This window comes from Samsonia erythrinae, from assembly GCF_004342665.1.
In the GTDB taxonomy this organism is placed as follows: domain Bacteria; phylum Pseudomonadota; class Gammaproteobacteria; order Enterobacterales; family Enterobacteriaceae; genus Samsonia; species Samsonia erythrinae.
Map to the genome: position 1 here is coordinate 365,331 of NZ_SMBY01000001.1, position 16,758 is coordinate 382,088.

Consider the following 16,758-nt stretch of genomic DNA (forward strand, 5'->3'; position numbering starts at 1 on the left):
CTTTACCTAATTCAAAAGCCTATTTATCAAGACTCATGGTTAACTAAGGGTTCCAGCTGCTTCGCCATCCAGTCTGCGATAAACGGTTGGGCATCCCGGGTTGGGTGGATGCCATCTTCTCTCATCCATTCCGGCTTAAGATACACCTGCTCCATAAAGAAAGGCAGCAGAGGAAGCGCAAATTGCTCCGCCAGTTTGGGGTAGATATTGCTGAATGATTCGGTGTAGCGGCGGCCATAGTTCGTCGGCAGGTGGATCTGCATCAGCAGCGGCTGTGCGTTTGCCTGTTTGACCAGCGTGATGATTTTCGCCAGATCCTGCTCGATATTCGGCGCAGGGAATCCACGAAGTCCATCATTGCCGCCCAGTTCAATCAATACCCAACGCGGCTGATGTTGCTTCAACAGCGCGGGAAGGCGAGCGAGCCCCTGCGAAGCGGTATCGCCGCTGATACTGGCATTAACGACGGCGATGCCCTTTTTCTGCGTCTGCCATTGTGTGTTCAGAAGCGCCGGCCATGCGTTAGCGGCCGGCATTTGGTAGCCTGCACTGAGGCTATCCCCTAAAACTAATAAGGCGTCAGCAGCAAAAGCGCGCGCGCTGCATAACCCCAGAAGTAAAAGGACAAAAACATGTTTGCGAAGACCCGCCCAGCGAGCGTCGCGCCGGCGAATACGGCGCTCGTAGAAAACATTCTTGAAGTTCATCATCTTAGTAAGCACGTTGGTCAAGGAGAAAATCGGCTTTCCATCCTTACCGGAGTTGAGCTCATTGTCAAACCTGCGCAGACAATTGCCCTGATTGGGGAGTCGGGCTCTGGAAAATCGACCTTACTGGGGATCCTGGCCGGGCTGGATGATGGCACGGAAGGGAACGTCAGCCTGATGGGCGAATCCCTGAGCGCGCTGGATGAGGAAGGCCGGGCAGCGCTGCGCGCGCGGGATGTCGGCTTCGTTTTTCAGTCCTTCATGCTGGTGCCGACGCTGAACGCGTTGGAGAATGTGCAGTTACCGGCATTGCTGCGTGGTGAAAGCGACGGCCACAGCCGTGCACAGGCGGAACTGCTGTTACAGCAGCTGGGACTGGGCGCACGCCTGCATCATCTGCCCGCCCAGCTTTCCGGCGGCGAGCAGCAGCGTGTGGCGCTGGCGCGCGCGTTCAGCGGTCGTCCGAAAGTGCTGTTTGCCGATGAGCCGACCGGGAATCTGGATCGTAAAACCGGCGAGCGCATCGTCGATCTGCTGTTCTCCCTCAATCGGGATTACGCTACCACGCTGATTCTGGTGACGCACGATGAGCAGCTGGCGGCACGCTGCGAGCGGCGCTTGCGGCTGGTCGACGGCAAGCTGCGGGAGGACGCATGATCTGGCGGTGGTTCTGGCGCGAGTGGCGCTCTCCTTCCTTACTGATTGTCTGGCTGGCTTTAACGCTGGCGGTGGCCTGCGTGCTGGCGTTGGGCACCATCAGCGACCGCATGGAGAAAGGACTCAGCCAGCAGAGCCGTGATTTTCTGGCGGGCGACCGCGTGCTGCGTGCGTCGCGGCCTGTGGCGGAAGCCTGGCTTCAGGAAGCCCAGCAGCGCGGGCTGACGCTCAGCCGTCAGATCTCCTTTATGACCATGACGTTCGCGGGCGATACGCCCCAGCTGGCGCAGGTCAAAGCCACCGATCAGCGCTACCCGTTGTACGGTGATTTGCAGACGCGACCGGAAGGGCTGCATGCGGAGCCGGGATCGGTGCTGGTGGCGCCGCGGCTGCTGGCGCTGCTGGGACTGAATGTCGGCGATAGTCTGGACGTCGGCGATACCTCGCTGCGTATCAGCGGCGAGCTGATTCAGGAGCCGGACGCCGGGTTTAATCCGTTTGAAACCGCGCCGCGGATCCTGATGAATCTGGACGATGTTGAAAAAACGGGGGCGATCCAACCGGGGGGCCGCATCACCTGGCGCTACATGTTTTCCGGCAGTGAGAAGCAAATTAGCGATTTCGGCGACTTCATTAAGCCGCAGCTCAAGCCCGATCAGCGTTGGTACGGCATGGAAGATTCTGAAGGCGCGCTGAGCCAGTCGTTGAAGCGATCGCAACAGTTCCTGCTGCTGTCGGCGCTGTTGACGCTGTTGTTGTCCATCGCCGCGGTGGCGGTGGCAATGGGGCACTACTGCCGTACCCGCTACGATTTGGTCGCCATCCTGAAAACGCTGGGGGCGGGCAGGCAAGCGCTGAGACGATTAATCATCGGGCAGTGGCTGTCCGTGATCGCTCTGGCGGCCGTGTGCGGTGGCCTGCTTGGTCTGGGGTTTGAGGCGTTATTGATGAAGATGCTGGCGCCGGTGCTGCCCGTTTCACTGCCTGCTTCCGGGTTATGGCCATGGGGATGGGCGCTGGGGTCGCTGGTACTGATCTCGCTTTTGGTTGGGCTGCGTCCGTATCGATTGCTGCTGGCGACGCAACCGCTGCGCGTTTTACGTCAGGATGTGGTGGCGAATATATGGCCGCTGCAATACTACCTGCCGATTGTTCTGTTGATTGTCGTGGGGTTGCTGGCGGTGTTGTCCGGCGGCGGTGTGCTGTTATGGGCGCTGCTCGGCGGTATGGCGGTGCTGTCGCTGTTGCTGGGCGTCATCGGCTGGGGCGGTCTGCTGTTGCTCCGGCGCCTGACGCTCAAACAGCTGGCGCTGCGACTGGCGATTAATCGCCTGCTGCGTCAGCCGTGGTCGACGCTCAGTCAACTGGCGGCCTTTTCGTTGTCCTTCATGCTGTTGGCGTTGCTGCTGGTGATGCGTGGTGATTTGCTGGAGCGCTGGCAGCAGCAGCTACCGCCGGGCAGTCCGAACTATTTTCTGCTGAATATCACTGCGGAGCAGGTGCCGCAGGTAAAAGACTTCCTTGACCGACATGGAATAAGGCAGGAACAGTTCTATCCGATTATTCGCGCGCGGCTGACGGAGATTAACCAGCAGGTTGCGACAGAAGTCATTCATGAGGACGATCCGGGGAGTAATACGGTGAACCGTGAACTGAACCTGACCTGGATGAACGGTATTCCGCCGCACAATGTGCTGGTGAAAGGCGAAGCGCCGCAGGCGGGCGAAGTCTCGATGGAAGAGAAAGAAGCCAGGGAGATGGGGATCAATATTGGCGACACGCTAACGTTTACTGGCGATACGCAGCCGTTCAGCGCGACGGTGACCAGCTTCCGTCAGGTGGACTGGGAGAGCCTGCGTCCGAATTTCTTCTTCATTTTCCCGGTAGGCGCGCTGGATAACCAGCCGCAATCGTGGCTGACCAGTTTCCGTCACGATGGCGATGAGAAGCTGATTACGCAGTTGAATCGCCAGTTCCCGACGGTGAGCGTGCTGGATATCGGCAGTATTCTGCGTCAGGTTGGGCAGGTTTTGCAGCAGGTGAGTCGTGCGCTGGAAATTATGGTGGTTCTGGTGCTGTTCTGCGGCATCCTGCTGCTGCTGGCTCAGATTCAGGTTGGCATGCGACAGCGGCGGCAGGAATTGATGGTCTATCGCACGCTGGGCGCGGGGCTACGTTTGTTACGTACCACGCTGTGGTGTGAGTTTGCGGCGCTGGGATTAGTGGCGGGAACGGCGGCGGCGATTGGCGCGGAGTCGGCTCTGTGGCTGTTGCAGCGCAAGGTCTTTAACTTTGCCTGGGAACCGAATATCACACTGTGGATAACGCTTCCGCTCATCGCGGCGTTCCTCCTCTCGCTCTGCGGCGGCTGGCTGGGCCTGCGCCTGTTGCGAGGTAAAGCGCTGTTCCGGCAGTTCGCCGGGTAATATTTATTGACTGAGTGAGCCGCCCTGTGTCGGGCGCGTGTTACGAGGTTGCATGAAATAACAGAATTGTTGCGCACGAAACTGCCTCTAAGCCTACATAAAACGAACTTAAGAGGCAGGGCTAAAGGGGAAATAAATCGCTTTAGGCCAGCTTAGCTGGCCTTTTTACCTTACTGACTGAGGGAACTTCCCGACGCTTCGCCGCCGGTTCCCGTCGCGGTTTTGTGCTTTGCCAGATATTGATGCTGGAAAATACACATGCGGATCGTGTTGCGGTATTCGCCGTTGATGAAAAACTCGTGGATCAGTTCGCCTTCTACCTCGAACCCCAGCTTGCCGTAGATGTGGATCGCTTTCTGGTTTTCCTTATCCACAATCAAATACAGCTTGTAGAGGTTCAATACCGAGAAACCGTAATCCATCGCCAGCTTGGCCGCCGCGCTGGCATAGCCGCGGCCTTGATAGGCCGGATCGATGATAATCTGAAATTCTGCGCGGCGGTGGATATGGTTAATCTCCACCAGCTCAACCAGACCGACTTTGGTTTGCTCGTGCTCAATAATAAAGCGCCGTTCACTCTGGTCATGAATATGCTTGTCGTACAGATCGCTGAGTTCGACAAAGGCTTCATAAGGCTCCTCAAACCAATAACGCATCACGCTGGCATTGTTATCCAACTGATGAACAAACGTAAGGTCGTCCCGTTCCAGCGGTCGTAGCCGAACGGAATTGCTCGTACCGGACATAGTGAATCCTTTTGATTACAGGGGCGTTAGCCGTTGTTGTCAGGGTCACGCGCCAATGCGTCTGTCAATGTTAGCCTATCGCCGGGCAGTCGGGGAGCCTGAATACACAATGTAGAATGAAAAGCCCGGTATTGACGACGACGTGGCGATCCCGGCCGCCATATCGCGAACCGGGCAAACGTTTCTGCCCATTTTACCGCAGGGGAAGGGGGGCGATTACGCTTCTTTGGTTCGCCGATCGAAGGTGGCGCGGGCCTGTTCGATGGTATCGAGGTTCTTCTGAGCCCATATCCAAACGCCACAAAATGCGGCTCCCAGTCCCAGACCGAGGTCCGTCAGGCGGTATTCTACTTTCGGCGGGACAACGGGATGCACCGTGCGGATCACCAACCCTTCGCGCTCCATCCCACGCAGGGTCTGAGTCAACATTTTCTGGCTGATGCCCGGTACTTGTTTCGCCAACTGGGTGAAGCGTAATTCTCCTTGTTCGGCCAACACATCAAGGATAATCATCGTCCACTTATCGGCAATCCGGGCAATCACCTCATTGACCAGCGTTTCGACGCGCGGATCCAATTTTTCTGCTTCGGAGAGCTTTTTCTGTATCTCCGTATGGTTAGCGAGATTTATGGGCATTCATCACTCTCTTTTGGGTAAGTATCTTGGCTCTGGTGCCTTTCTTTCCCTTAGTGTGTGCTTCGCGTTGTTGGGGGTCAAGTGGCCTTATCACGGTATGCCATCACTCTCTAATCACTTACTAAAAGGTATGTATAAAACTTTAAAGTGCCTTCTTCCCAAAAGTTTGTAACGTACTTATTCTCTGTTTCTCACTAGACGAAGGAGAGCAGAATCATGCAATTGACAGGCAATACGATCATTATTACCGGCGGCGGTGCCGGCATCGGACGCGAGCTTGCATGGCGTTTCAATGACCTCGGCAACACCGTTATAGTGACGGGCCGCCGGTTGGCTCCTTTACAGGAAACTATCGCTGGCCGGGAAAATATGCACGCGCTGGCGCTGGATATCGATGATCGAACAGCGATCGATACCGCGGTGCAGCAACTTGTCGCCGAGCACCCGAACCTGAATATCCTGATCAATAATGCCGGCATCATGCGCTACGAAGATCTCCGTACTCAGCGTGGATTAGATGATGCAGAGGCACAGATCGTGACCAATCTGCTTGGCCCCATCCGGTTGACGAATGCATTGATCGATCATCTCAGGCGCCGTCCAAACGCGGCGGTGGTCAATGTTTCCTCCGGTCTGGCGTTTGTGCCGCGCGCGGATGCGGCGGTTTACAGTGCGACCAAAGCGGCCATCCATTCTTATACGATATCTTTACGCCATCAGTTGGAGGGGCAGGTCGAAGTCATCGAACTGGTTCCCCCAGCCGTTCAAACCGAGCTTACCCCGGGACAGTCGACTCGCGAGGGCTACATGCCTCTTGATGCATTTATTGACGAAGTGATGGCCTTGTTCCATGAGAAGCCCACGCCAAACGAAATCGTCGTGGAGCGCGCCCAAGTTCAGCGTCTGGCGGAACAGACGTTTCGCTTCGAACAGGTATTCGAGCGTATTAACCCCCGCTCCGCCTGAACGTAACACGTCGCCCCATCGTGTGTGGGAGGTGGAAACCATCATCTCCCGCGGCTAGTTGGCTGGCTGGAGGACGTTTACACATCAGGCGGGGCGGGAGAGTGTGGTCAGGCCCTGCGACAGAGCCTGATGAAGGGGATAAGCGGACAGACTTACTCGGCGGCGTAACCCTGCGGGGGAATACGCACGCTGTCCAGCCAGGCTTGATTATCACGCATGATGAGCCTGCCGTTCAGGAACCAGTTAATGACCATCGGGTAAATCGTGTGCTCCTGCGTTTTCACGCGTTCGCTCAACGTCTCTTCCGTGTCATCACTGAACACCGGCACCTTCGCTTGCAGAATCAAGGGGCCGCCATCCAGTTCATCCGTAACAAAATGCACCGATGTGCCGTGTTCCCGATCGCCATTTTCCAGCGCCTTGCGGTGCGTATGCAAGCCGGGGTAGTTGGGCAACAGGGAAGGGTGAATGTTAAGCATCTTGCCTGTAAACTGCGCGACGAATTCCGGGCTGAGGATCCGCATATAACCGGCTAACACCACCAGCGACGGTTTATACTGTTCAATCTCGTTTGCCAACGCGGCATCAAATGTGGCGCGGTCGGCAAAATCTTCCGGGTTCAGAACGCATGTGGGGATCCCGGCCTCCTGCGCGCGCGTTATCCCGTAGGCTGCCGCATTATTGCTGAATACGGCGGCGATATTCCCTTTAACGCGTCCATTTTTGCAGGCGTCGATCAACGCCTGCAAGTTGCTGCCATGACCTGATATCAGAACAACGATGTTTTTCATCAGTTAATAACCACTGAGTCTCCGGCATCGGTTTGAGTAATGACGCCGATTTTCCATGCACTTTCACCGCTGCGGTTAAGGAGTGCAACGGCCTCGTCTGCCTGTTTGGCGGGCAGTACGATGATCATACCAACACCGCAGTTGAAAGTGCGATACATTTCGTGGCGACTGATATTGCCGGCCTGTTGCAGCCAGTTAAAGACGGCTGGCCATTGCCAGCTGGATTCGTCAATGGTTGCCTGCATGCCTTCCGGCAGCACGCGTGGAATGTTTTCCCAGAAGCCGCCGCCGGTCAGGTGAGAAATCGCGTGCACATCGACTTTTTCAATCAGCGACAGTACCGATTTTACGTAGATTTTGGTCGGCGCCAGCAGGTGATCGGCCAGCGGCTTGCCTTCCAACTGGAACTGTTCCGGATCGGTATTGCTGACGTCAAGCACTTTGCGTACCAGTGAATAACCGTTTGAATGTGGGCCGCTGGAGGCGAGAGCAACCAGAACATCGCCGTGCTGCACGCGACTGCCGTCGATGATGTCTGATTTTTCGACCACGCCGACGCAAAAACCGGCAACGTCGTAGTCTTCGCCGTGGTACATCCCCGGCATCTCAGCGGTTTCGCCGCCGACCAGCGCACAGCCTGATTGTTTACAGCCTTCCGCGATACCGGTAATTACGCTGGCAGCGGTATCGACATCCAGTTTGCCGGTGGCGTAATAGTCGAGGAAGAACAGCGGTTCCGCGCCCTGAACGACCAGGTCGTTCACGCACATCGCAACCAGATCGACGCCAATCGTATCGTGGCGTTTCAGATCCATCGCCAGACGCAGTTTGGTGCCGACGCCATCAGTGCCGGAAACCAGAATCGGTTCGCGGTATTTTTGCGGCAAAGCGCACAAGGCGCCGAAACCACCCAGCCCACCCATAACTTCCGGACGACGAGTCTGTTTCACTACACCTTTGATACGGTCTACTAATGCGTTGCCTGCATCAATATCCACGCCTGCGTCTTTATAGCTGAGAGAGGTTTTGTCGGTCACTGCGGAGTCCCCACGAAGGTTACGGTTTGTATTCAAAACAGACTTTAGATTTCAGAAAACACGCGGCGGTTAACATCGCGCGCGCTGATTCTAACAGTGTAGGCAATCGTTTGCGAGCGATGCGTCGCTGGCTGGCGATTTTTCGCCATTGGCGGCAATTTCCCTTATCGGTTGATCTGGATCAGGCTTAATCATGTGGCGCTAAGTAAAAAAAGCGGTATAATCCGGCGATTTTTTTTACGACGGGCTTCCATGCCCGCCGCCCTGCGGGCCGCCGCAAGCGGTGTTTAAAAAACGCGTTTGGCGTTTTTGTCCGTCCACTAGCCGATGGGGAGATAATGATGAAGATCGTCGAGGTGAAACACCCGCTCGTCAAACATAAACTGGGTTTGATGCGTGAGAACGATATCAGCACCAAGCGTTTTCGTGAACTGGCTTCCGAGGTGGGGAGTTTGTTGACTTATGAAGCCACCGCCGATCTGGCCACCGAGAAAGTCACCATTGATGGTTGGTGTGGTCCGGTTGAAGTCGATCAGATCAAAGGCAAAAAAATTACCGTTGTGCCGATCCTGCGGGCAGGGTTGGGGATGATGGAGGGCGTGCTGGAAAACGTCCCCAGCGCGCGTATCAGCGTCGTTGGTATTTACCGTAACGAAGAGACGCTGGAGCCAGTGCCTTATTTTCAGAAACTGGTTTCCAATATTGAAGAGCGTATGGCGCTGGTGGTTGATCCCATGCTGGCGACCGGCGGTTCAATGATTGCGACGATAGATCTGCTAAAAAAAGCCGGCTGCCACAGTATTAAAGTGCTGGTATTGGTCGCTGCGCCGGAAGGGATTGCCGCGCTGGAAAAAGCGCACCCGGATGTTGAACTGTATACGGCGTCGATTGATAACGGTCTCAACGAACAGGGCTACATCATGCCGGGCCTGGGCGATGCGGGCGATAAAATATTTGGTACCAAATAACCGGTAAGCCGACTTGATAGTCGGCTTTTTTTTGGCGTGAGCCCGTTCCCGTCAGACTCAGGCCGCGTGCGCGTTGGTTGCACAGGGTTCGAATAGAGCGGGATAGCTACAGCCGCGGATTTGCTCCCCGCATTTACCACCGCACGCGGTTTTTAGGATATCCCCGGTCAGACGCTATGGCGTCGTGCATCCGGGTGCCATAACCGGTGCGGGAAGATCAGCACAACAAATAGCAACATTACAGAGGATATGAAGATGACTCGTCGCGCCATCGGCGTCAGTGAACGGCCCCCTTTGCTACAGACCATCCCGTTGAGCTTCCAACATCTGTTCGCGATGTTTGGCGCTACCGTTCTGGTGCCCATCCTGTTCAAGATTAATCCGGCGACCGTACTGTTGTTCAACGGTATCGGCACGCTGCTCTACCTGATTATTTGCAAGGGAAAAATCCCGGCTTATTTAGGGTCGAGCTTTGCGTTTATTTCTCCCGTCTTATTACTGTTGCCTTTGGGCTATGAGGTCGCGCTGGGTGGCTTCATTATGTGCGGCGTGCTGTTTTGTCTGGTCGCGCTGCTCGTGAAAAAAGCAGGGACTGGCTGGCTGAATGTCCTGTTTCCTCCGGCTGCCATGGGGGCGATTGTCGCCGTTATCGGCCTTGAACTGGCAGGCGTGGCGGCGGGTATGGCGGGGTTGCTGCCCGCCGATGGCGCATCTGTCGATACCACGGCGGTAACGATTTCACTGGCGACGCTGGCGGTGACGATTTTGGGTTCCGTGCTGTTTCGCGGGTTTCTGGCGATTATCCCCATTTTGATCGGCGTACTGGCTGGCTATGCGCTGTCGTTTGCGCTGGGCGTGGTGGATCTGACGCCGATTCGCGAGGCGCACTGGTTCGCGTTGCCGACATTTTATACGCCGCGTTTCGAGTGGTTCGCCATTCTGACGATCCTGCCGGCCGCGCTGGTGGTGATTGCGGAACACGTCGGGCATCTGGTGGTGACGGCGAATATTGTCAAGAAAGATCTGATGCGTGAACCGGGTCTGCACCGCTCCATGTTCGCCAATGGCATTTCTACCGTGCTGTCCGGTTTCTTTGGCTCCACGCCGAACACGACCTACGGCGAAAATATCGGCGTACTGGCGATCACCAAAGTGTATAGCACCTGGGTTATCGGCGGCGCGGCGATCCTCGCGATTCTGCTTTCCTGCGTCGGGAAATTGGCGGCGGCGATTCAGGCGGTGCCGGTTCCGGTGATGGGGGGCGTTTCTCTGTTGTTGTACGGCGTGATTGGCGCATCGGGCATCCGCGTGCTGATCGAATCTAAAGTGGATTACAACAAAGCGCAGAACCTGATTCTGACCTCGGTGATCCTGATCATCGGCGTGAGCGGGGCGAAAGTACATCTGGGGGCGACGGAACTGAAAGGGATGGCGCTGGCGACGGTGGTCGGCATCGGCATGAGTCTGGTGTTTAAAGTCATCAGTCTGATGCGCAAAGAGGAAGAAATCCTCGATGCGCCGGAAGAGAACGACGCGCGTTCCTGATGGCACGCCGCCGTTTCCCTGTTGAGGACTGCGGATCGCGCCCTCAACAGGGCCGGGTTTCTGTGATAGACTCAACCTGTTTTCCTGCCCGTTTTGCTTGAGGTGATTCTGAACACGCCGGCACAGCTTTCATTGCCACTCTATTTACCGGATGACGAAACGTTTGCCAGTTTCTATCCGGGTGAAAACGCGTCGCTTCTTGCCGCTATCAATAATGCTTTGTATCAGGAGCATGGCAGCTACATCTATTTTTGGTCACGCGAAGGCGGCGGGCGCAGTCATTTACTGCACGCGGCGTGCGCCGAACTGTCGCGTCAGGAACGGGCGGTCGGCTATGTACCGCTGGATAAACGCGCCTATTTTGTGCCGGACGTGCTGGAAGGCATGGAGCAACTGGCGCTGGTGTGTATCGATAACATCGAATCCATCGCGGGCGACGAAGAGTGGGAAATGGCGGTCTTTAATCTGTATAACCGCATTCAGGAAACGGGGCGCGCCCGTTTGTTGATCACCGGCGATCGTCCTCCACGCCAGTTGAACCTGCACTTGCCCGATCTGGCTTCTCGCCTCGACTGGGGACAAATTTATAAGCTGCAACCCTTGTCGGATGAAGAGAAAGGCGAGGCGCTGCAACTGCGAGCCAGACTACGCGGGTTTGAATTACCGGAAGACGTGAGCCGTTTTCTGCTAAAGCGTCTGGATCGGGAAATGCGCACGCTATTTATGACGCTCGATCAGCTTGACCATGCTTCCATCACCGCACAGCGCAAGCTGACCATCCCGTTCGTGAAAGAGATCCTCGGGCTATAACCGAGGATCGAATCGGCTACAGAATGTCCAGCACCTGTTCCGGCGGACGCCCGATCCTTGCCCGGTCCTTTACCACCACGATGGGACGCTCAATCAGCTTCGGATTTTCGATCATCGCCTGAATCAACTGCGCCTCAGTCAGCGTCGGCTCGGACAGGTTCAACTGCTGATAGATCTCTTCTTTGGTTCGCATCAGCTCGCGCGCGCTGTTAAAGCCAAGTTTTCGGATTAACTGCACCAGCGTGGCGGCATCGGGCGGCGTATCGAGATAAAGCACGACGTCGGGCGTAATGTTATGTTCCTGCAACAGCGCCAGCGTTTCACGGCTCTTGGAACAGCGCGGGTTATGGTAAATCGTCACGGACGGGTGCGCGGAAGACGTTGTCATGGTGATGCTCCTTATCAGGATTTCTGGTATTGGCGGAAACGTTGTTGCAACTGGCGTAGCTGGTCGATGCGGGCGTCGTAGCGCGCCTGTTCCAGACTGCCCAATTTGACCAGCGAGCTGGCGTTGCTCAATAACTGGATCGCCTGATCGAGCTGACCGCTCAGCGCCAGACTCTCTGCGCGTGCGGCCAGTTCTTCCGCTCGCAGCCCACGTGCGGCGGCGGCCTGCGCCAGCAGTTCCCAACCATTGGGATCGTCTGGGTGCGAGTAGGTGTAGCGATACAGGATCTTGCTGGCTTCCGCGGGCTGTTTTCCTTCCACATAGGCATTCGCCAGATTAAGCTGGAGTACCGGGTTAGTCTGTATCCCTGAGACGTTTTGTAGACGGCTAATCGCCTGCGCGGCGCGATTTTGTCCCAGATCGATATCGGTCATCATATCCAGAAACCACGGGTTTGTCGGTGCGCTGGCGAGCAGCGGTTGCAGCCTGTTGCGCGCCTCATCGTACTTTTTCGCCTGATAAAACTGAATAACGCGACCATACTTCGCGGCCAGCTGTTCTCTCACGTTCCCCTTTTCCCATTGCTCCAGCAGATCGTCGCTCAGTGGACGATCCGGCGAACCATACATGCCAAATGTGCGTATTTTGGCGAACAAGAAATCCTGAGAAGACTGAACGGGCGTTGAGCGCATCTGGTTGGCGCGGTTGCGTGCGTCGGACAGGCGGCTTTCCGGTAAGGGGTGAGTCAGCAGCATTTCCGGCGGTTTTGACGCATAGCGCGACTGGTCTGCCAGTTTTTGCAGGAAATTCGGCATCGCCTGCGGATCGAACCCGGCGCGCTGCAACACCTGAATACCGATACGGTCAGCCTCTTGCTCATTTGCCTGGGTAAAGGTAATCATCCCTTGTTGCGCCCCCGCCAGCGTGCCGCTGAGCGCCGCCATCCCCAACTGCGGATTGGCCATCGCCAGCAGGATGGAACCGAGCGCGCCGACCCAGGTGAGCGGGGCGCTGCGCTGCTGTGATTCCATGCTGCGAGCCAGATGTCGCTGGGTAACATGAGAGATTTCATGTGCCAGCACGGAGGCGAGCTCGCTTTCGCTATCGGCATAGCGAAACAGCGCGGAATGCAGTACCACGTTGCCGCCGAAGAAGGCGAAGGCATTAATCTCATCATTACGGATGAGGTAAAAGTGGAACGGCGTACGCACCGAATCAGCCCGTTTGACCAGTCGGTTGCCGAGTTGATTAATGTAATTGGAGAGCAGCGGATCGTTGATAAGCGGCGCGCCGGCCCGCAGTTGACGGACGTAGAAATCGCCCATCGCCAGTTCCTGATTGATACTGAGCGTACTGCCCGCGGTGGTGCCGATGTCCGGCAGCCGATCCTGCGAATCGGCCTGTGCGGGAAGGTTGCCAGCCAGTAACGCCCCAAACAGAACGGACATGACCGTTTTTCTTAACCGAATAGACATAACGGAAGATAACCTTATCAACAGCTAACGAGAAAGGGTTCTTCCACTATCTTAGCCAGCGGCGTCAGACAAAGAAATGCCTGCGTGGGAAAAACGTGGCGAAGAGGGAATATGTCAGAGAAAACCGGCACGTATGATGGTGCCGGTAGACGTTGGAAAAATGCGAATCAGGCGTTTTTTAAATAATCGAGTACGATGTCGTGATGGTTGCTGGTTTTGAAGTCGTCAAAGACCTTTTCCACCTTGCCGTTTTCATCCAGCAGAAAGCTGATGCGATGAATGCCGTCATAGGTTTTCCCCATGAAGGTTTTTTCTCCCCAAACCCCAAAGCCTTCCGCAACTTGATGATCTTCATCAGACAGCAAAGTGAAGTTTAAAAGCTCTTTTTCGGCAAAGCGGGACAGCTTTTCGGGTTTATCCGTGCTGATACCCAGCACTTCAACGCCATATTTTTTCAAATCATCCATGTTATCGCGCAGGCCGCAGGCTTGAACCGTGCACCCTGGCGTCATGGCTTTAGGGTAGAAATACACCAACACTTTCTGTCCCTGGAAGTCGGTTAAATTTATTGGTTCGCCATCCTGGTCGGGCAAACTAAATTTCGGTGCAATATCACCGGCTTTCAGTGTGTTCATCACGACTCTCCGTCTTTTTCTATCATGCTGTGGATATACCCATAATCTGGCAACGTGCGCTACTGGGCATAGTTAACGACGCTAATACTGCCTTGTGCGTGCAATTCTGTACATAGCTGATGAAAGGCTGGCTCAATAATTGAACCATTGAGCAGTACAGGGCTGTGTGCGGTAATCTGAATATACAGCTGCGGCGGTTTATCGCCCTCCGCCGGCTGCGTTTTGGAGACCAGCTCGGCAATATTCAACTGGTGCGAATCAAGCAGGTTAGTAAAGCGTTCAATAATGTGGGGGGAGTCGATGACATCGACCTTCACCCATACTGTCGAAGGCATCGGCTGGCTGGCCTGCGACTCGGTGCGCTTCATCACGATCAGCAAATCCATTTCCGCGCCTTTGAGCGGCAGAGTGGACTCAATCAACGTTATCGCGTTCCAACTGCCGGAAAGCAGCATAATAAAGGTGAACTCTTTGCCCAGGATGGCAAGACGGCTATCTTCGATATTGCAGCCGCAGCTACTCACGTGACGGGTAATCGCGTTGACAATCCCGTGGCGATCGACGCCCAGCGCGGTAATAACCAGATAGTGTTCTTGTGAACTTGGCAACATATGCTTCCTGTCTTTTTTCCCATTAATCACATGGTAAACATAAAAAATTGCCGGGAGCAATTTTTAACGCCGCTTGCGGCGGCCCGCAGGGCGGCGGACAGGGAGAGTCCGCCGTAAAAAGTCGGGAGCAATTTTTAACGCCGCTTGTCGGTTCTTTTTCGCCAAAACCTCAGAAGCATTTTTAATTTCGTCTGGCCCATCATAAAAAAAGCAGCGTCAGGTGGCGACAACGCCCTTGTCCGCTTGCTTTTGCATAGAAGTCAAAAGTACCATGAAGTACTTGTTTGTGGAGGGGATGGCCAATGTTTACGGGAAGTATTGTTGCGCTGGTTACGCCGATGGACGCCAAAGGCGCCGTCGACCGGGCGAGCTTGAAAAAACTGATTGATTATCATGTCGCTAGCGGTACATCGGCGATTGTCTCTGTCGGCACGACGGGGGAATCCGCTACGCTGAGCCATGACGAGCATGGTGATGTCGTCATGCTGACGCTGGAGCTGAGTGACGGACGCATTCCGGTTATCGCGGGTACGGGCGCTAACGCCACGGCGGAAGCCATTTCGCTGACCAAACGTTTCCATAACACGGGCGTCGTTGGCTGTCTGACGGTCACCCCGTACTACAATAAACCGACGCAGGAAGGCTTGTTCCAGCACTTCAACGCGATCGCCGAACATACCGATCTGCCGCAAATCCTGTATAACGTACCTTCCCGTACCGGTTGCGATATGCTGCCGGAAACCGTCGCCCGCTTGTCCGAAGTAAAAAATATTGTTGCGATTAAAGAAGCGACGGGGAACTTAAGTCGGGTAAGTCAGATCCAAGCGTTGGTGAGTGAAGACTTCATTTTGCTGAGCGGCGATGACGCCAGCGGGTTAGACTTCATGCAGCTTGGCGGTAAAGGCGTGATTTCCGTGACGGCGAATATCGCTGCGCGTGAAATGGCGGAGCTTTGCAAGCTGGCGGCGCAGGGCAATTTTGTCGAGGCGCGCCGTCTAAATCAGCGCCTGATGCCGTTGCATCATAAATTATTTGTTGAACCCAATCCTATCCCGGTGAAATGGGCATGTAAGGCATTGGGACTTGTGGCGAACGATACGCTGCGCCTGCCAATGACGCCGTTGACCGATAAGGGTCAGTCGGTCATGACGCAGGCATTAAAGCAAGCGGGTTTGCTGTAATCGTTAGGGAGATTGAATGACGTATTCATTACAGAAGTCGATGGTGGCAAAGGTCGTTGGCATGTCATTAGTGATGGTGTTGGCGGCGTGCTCCAGCGATCAGCGCTATAAGCGTCAGGTCAGTGGTGATGAATCTTATCTGGAAACACCGGCACCGCATGCGCTGAATACGCCTGCCGGCATGATTTTACCGGTACAGAATGGTAATTATGATATTCCTCCTGCAACCTCGAATGGACCTGTTGGCAAAGCGCTGGATATTCGCCCTCCGGTGCAGCCGTTGTCGCTGTTGAATGGTTCCCGTACCCAGATCGCCGGGAATACGGCAACGCTGCTGTTAGAAAACAGCGCACAGAACAGCCAGCTTTGGCCTCAGATTATCCGCGTCTTGCAAGATAAATCGTTCGCTATCGCCAGCCGGCAGGATGCCAGCCAAACGCTGACGACTGATTGGATCTCATGGCCGCGTGAAGATGAGGAAGTGCCGTATCAGGGGCGTTATCAGGTTTCAGTACAACAGCAGGGCTATCAGATCGCCCTGATCGTGAAGCTGCTGGAGCTACAGTTGAACACGACGCCCGTGACCGATACCGCTCAAACGCAGCGTTATACCGGGCTGATGCTGAATACGCTCAGCGAAGGGTTGGATACGCAGGCCGCCGCACGCGAGAACGCACTGGCTAACCGCACCAGCGGTACGTTGGATGTGCAAAGCGGGGCGGATGATACCGGTCTGCCGCTGCTGATTGTGCGTGGTTCGTATGCTGCGGTGTGGGATCGTTTGCCTGCGGCGTTGGACAAGATCGGCATGAAGGTGAACGATCGCAGCCGTCCGCAGGGATCGATCTCCCTGACGTATAAAGCGCCGGGCAGCGGCACCTGGGAAGACTTAGGTGCGAAAAATCCTGAACTGCCTAACGGTGATTACAAATTGCAGGTCGGGGATTTAGATAACCGTAGCAGCCTGCAATTTATCGATTCCAAAGGGCACACGCTAACGCAGTCGCAAAATGATGCGCTGGTGGCCGTATTCCAGGCGGCGTTCAGCCAATAACGCATAAACCAAGGGTCGGATTATCCGGCCCTTCTTCATTCAATCATTTCTATCCGAATTGACGGACGCCGTTGGCGGCAGTTCGGGAAAGCGTTAAATATACGGGCTGTTTTTTGGGGCCCTCA

At 55.4% G+C, this 16,758-nt stretch carries 17 protein-coding genes; 8 read left to right on the plus strand and 9 right to left on the minus strand.

All coding sequences use genetic code 11. From position 1 onward, the window contains the following. Nucleotides 1-26: 26 nt before the first annotated feature. Entirely contained in the window at nt 27-707 is a 681-nt protein-coding gene (gene tesA, locus EDC54_RS01580) for a multifunctional acyl-CoA thioesterase I/protease I/lysophospholipase L1 (protein WP_196238433.1), read from the minus strand. On the opposite strand from tesA, the gene ybbA reads away from it, so the two are divergent. Together ybbA and ybbP are read left to right on the plus strand one after the other, a co-directional pair. Beyond that, a complete protein-coding gene (ybbA, locus tag EDC54_RS01585) occupies nt 633-1,364 on the plus strand; it encodes a putative ABC transporter ATP-binding protein YbbA (RefSeq protein WP_132452580.1) in 732 nt (243 codons plus the stop codon). The genes tesA and ybbA overlap by 75 nt on opposite strands. Next, nucleotides 1,361-3,790: a putative ABC transporter permease subunit YbbP gene (ybbP, locus tag EDC54_RS01590; RefSeq protein ID WP_132452582.1), complete on the plus strand. Its 2,430-nt coding sequence runs from the start codon at nt 1,361-1,363 to the stop codon at nt 3,788-3,790. Before ybbA ends, ybbP begins: the two co-directional genes overlap by 4 nt. A 170-nt stretch (nt 3,791-3,960) precedes the next feature. Here ybbP and speG read toward each other — a convergent pair whose 3' ends face one another. Continuing rightward, on the minus strand, nt 3,961-4,536 hold the full coding sequence (speG, locus tag EDC54_RS01595) for a spermidine N1-acetyltransferase (RefSeq protein WP_132452584.1): 576 nt from the start codon (nt 4,534-4,536) through the stop codon (nt 3,961-3,963). Between the two features lie 216 nt (nt 4,537-4,752). Next, nucleotides 4,753-5,172, minus strand: coding sequence for a winged helix-turn-helix transcriptional regulator (locus tag EDC54_RS01600; protein ID WP_132452586.1), 420 nt, complete (start codon nt 5,170-5,172; stop codon nt 4,753-4,755). Nucleotides 5,173-5,388: 216 nt separating this feature from the next. Here EDC54_RS01600 and EDC54_RS01605 point away from each other — a divergent pair, with 216 nt between their 5' ends. Then, the gene (locus tag EDC54_RS01605) at nt 5,389-6,138 is read left to right on the plus strand and encodes an SDR family oxidoreductase (protein ID WP_132452588.1); all 750 of its coding nucleotides are present in this window, start codon (nt 5,389-5,391) and stop codon (nt 6,136-6,138) included. A gap of 152 nt (nt 6,139-6,290) precedes the next feature. Here EDC54_RS01605 and purN read toward each other — a convergent pair whose 3' ends face one another. Next, the gene (gene purN, locus EDC54_RS01610; RefSeq protein ID WP_132452590.1) at nt 6,291-6,929 is read right to left on the minus strand and encodes a phosphoribosylglycinamide formyltransferase; all 639 of its coding nucleotides are present in this window, start codon (nt 6,927-6,929) and stop codon (nt 6,291-6,293) included. Beyond that, nucleotides 6,929-7,966 carry a phosphoribosylformylglycinamidine cyclo-ligase gene (gene purM, locus EDC54_RS01615; protein ID WP_132452592.1) on the minus strand — a complete coding sequence of 346 codons (1,038 nt, stop codon included), beginning with the start codon at nt 7,964-7,966 and terminating at the stop codon, nt 6,929-6,931. Before purM ends, purN begins: the two co-directional genes overlap by 1 nt. A 341-nt stretch (nt 7,967-8,307) precedes the next feature. Here purM and upp point away from each other — a divergent pair, with 341 nt between their 5' ends. From upp to hda, 3 genes are all read left to right on the plus strand, one after another. Next, nucleotides 8,308-8,934: a uracil phosphoribosyltransferase gene (upp, locus tag EDC54_RS01620; RefSeq protein ID WP_132453606.1), complete on the plus strand. Its 627-nt coding sequence runs from the start codon at nt 8,308-8,310 to the stop codon at nt 8,932-8,934. 255 nt (nt 8,935-9,189) lie between these two features. Then, complete coding sequence (uraA, locus tag EDC54_RS01625) at nt 9,190-10,479, plus strand: uracil permease (RefSeq protein WP_132452594.1); 1,290 nt, start codon at nt 9,190-9,192, stop codon at nt 10,477-10,479. Between the two features lie 102 nt (nt 10,480-10,581). Next, nucleotides 10,582-11,289 carry a DnaA inactivator Hda gene (gene hda / locus EDC54_RS01630; RefSeq protein WP_132452596.1) on the plus strand — a complete coding sequence of 236 codons (708 nt, stop codon included), beginning with the start codon at nt 10,582-10,584 and terminating at the stop codon, nt 11,287-11,289. A 16-nt stretch (nt 11,290-11,305) separates the two neighbouring features. On the opposite strand, the gene arsC is transcribed toward hda, so the two are convergent. The 4 genes from arsC to EDC54_RS01650 all read right to left on the minus strand — a co-directional run bounded on the left by arsC (nt 11,306) and on the right by EDC54_RS01650 (nt 14,398). Then, on the minus strand, nt 11,306-11,677 hold the full coding sequence (gene arsC / locus EDC54_RS01635; protein WP_132452598.1) for an arsenate reductase (glutaredoxin): 372 nt from the start codon (nt 11,675-11,677) through the stop codon (nt 11,306-11,308). Between the two features lie 14 nt (nt 11,678-11,691). After that, entirely contained in the window at nt 11,692-13,152 is a 1,461-nt protein-coding gene (gene bepA, locus EDC54_RS01640; protein ID WP_132452600.1) for a beta-barrel assembly-enhancing protease, read from the minus strand. 167 nt (nt 13,153-13,319) lie between these two features. Further along, a complete protein-coding gene (gene bcp, locus EDC54_RS01645) occupies nt 13,320-13,787 on the minus strand; it encodes a thioredoxin-dependent thiol peroxidase (protein ID WP_132452602.1) in 468 nt (155 codons plus the stop codon). A gap of 59 nt (nt 13,788-13,846) precedes the next feature. After that, nucleotides 13,847-14,398 carry a glycine cleavage system transcriptional repressor gene (locus tag EDC54_RS01650; RefSeq protein ID WP_196238426.1) on the minus strand — a complete coding sequence of 184 codons (552 nt, stop codon included), beginning with the start codon at nt 14,396-14,398 and terminating at the stop codon, nt 13,847-13,849. 302 nt (nt 14,399-14,700) lie between these two features. Here EDC54_RS01650 and dapA point away from each other — a divergent pair, with 302 nt between their 5' ends. Continuing rightward, nucleotides 14,701-15,579, plus strand: coding sequence for a 4-hydroxy-tetrahydrodipicolinate synthase (gene dapA, locus EDC54_RS01655; protein ID WP_132452604.1), 879 nt, complete (start codon nt 14,701-14,703; stop codon nt 15,577-15,579). Nucleotides 15,580-15,595: 16 nt separating this feature from the next. After that, complete coding sequence (gene bamC, locus EDC54_RS01660; protein WP_132452606.1) at nt 15,596-16,633, plus strand: outer membrane protein assembly factor BamC; 1,038 nt, start codon at nt 15,596-15,598, stop codon at nt 16,631-16,633. Nucleotides 16,634-16,758: the final 125 nt, after the last annotated feature.

Excerpts from the sequence above, each read along its gene's own strand:
- bcp (WP_132452602.1), bottom strand. The coding sequence starts at position 13,787 with ATGAACACACTGAAAGCCGGTGATATTGCACCGAAATTTAGTTTGCCC.
- purN (WP_132452590.1), bottom strand. The coding sequence starts at position 6,929 with ATGAAAAACATCGTTGTTCTGATATCAGGTCATGGCAGCAACTTGCAG.
- ybbA (WP_132452580.1), top strand. The coding sequence starts at position 633 with ATGTTTGCGAAGACCCGCCCAGCGAGCGTCGCGCCGGCGAATACGGCG.
- speG (WP_132452584.1), bottom strand. The coding sequence starts at position 4,536 with ATGTCCGGTACGAGCAATTCCGTTCGGCTACGACCGCTGGAACGGGAC.
- uraA (WP_132452594.1), top strand. The coding sequence starts at position 9,190 with ATGACTCGTCGCGCCATCGGCGTCAGTGAACGGCCCCCTTTGCTACAG.
- upp (WP_132453606.1), top strand. The coding sequence starts at position 8,308 with ATGAAGATCGTCGAGGTGAAACACCCGCTCGTCAAACATAAACTGGGT.
- tesA (WP_196238433.1), bottom strand. The coding sequence starts at position 707 with ATGAACTTCAAGAATGTTTTCTACGAGCGCCGTATTCGCCGGCGCGAC.
- arsC (WP_132452598.1), bottom strand. The coding sequence starts at position 11,677 with ATGACAACGTCTTCCGCGCACCCGTCCGTGACGATTTACCATAACCCG.
- ybbP (WP_132452582.1), top strand. The coding sequence starts at position 1,361 with ATGATCTGGCGGTGGTTCTGGCGCGAGTGGCGCTCTCCTTCCTTACTG.
- bamC (WP_132452606.1), top strand. The coding sequence starts at position 15,596 with ATGACGTATTCATTACAGAAGTCGATGGTGGCAAAGGTCGTTGGCATG.
- EDC54_RS01600 (WP_132452586.1), bottom strand. The coding sequence starts at position 5,172 with ATGCCCATAAATCTCGCTAACCATACGGAGATACAGAAAAAGCTCTCC.
- dapA (WP_132452604.1), top strand. The coding sequence starts at position 14,701 with ATGTTTACGGGAAGTATTGTTGCGCTGGTTACGCCGATGGACGCCAAA.
- bepA (WP_132452600.1), bottom strand. The coding sequence starts at position 13,152 with ATGTCTATTCGGTTAAGAAAAACGGTCATGTCCGTTCTGTTTGGGGCG.
- EDC54_RS01650 (WP_196238426.1), bottom strand. The coding sequence starts at position 14,398 with ATGTTGCCAAGTTCACAAGAACACTATCTGGTTATTACCGCGCTGGGC.
- EDC54_RS01605 (WP_132452588.1), top strand. The coding sequence starts at position 5,389 with ATGCAATTGACAGGCAATACGATCATTATTACCGGCGGCGGTGCCGGC.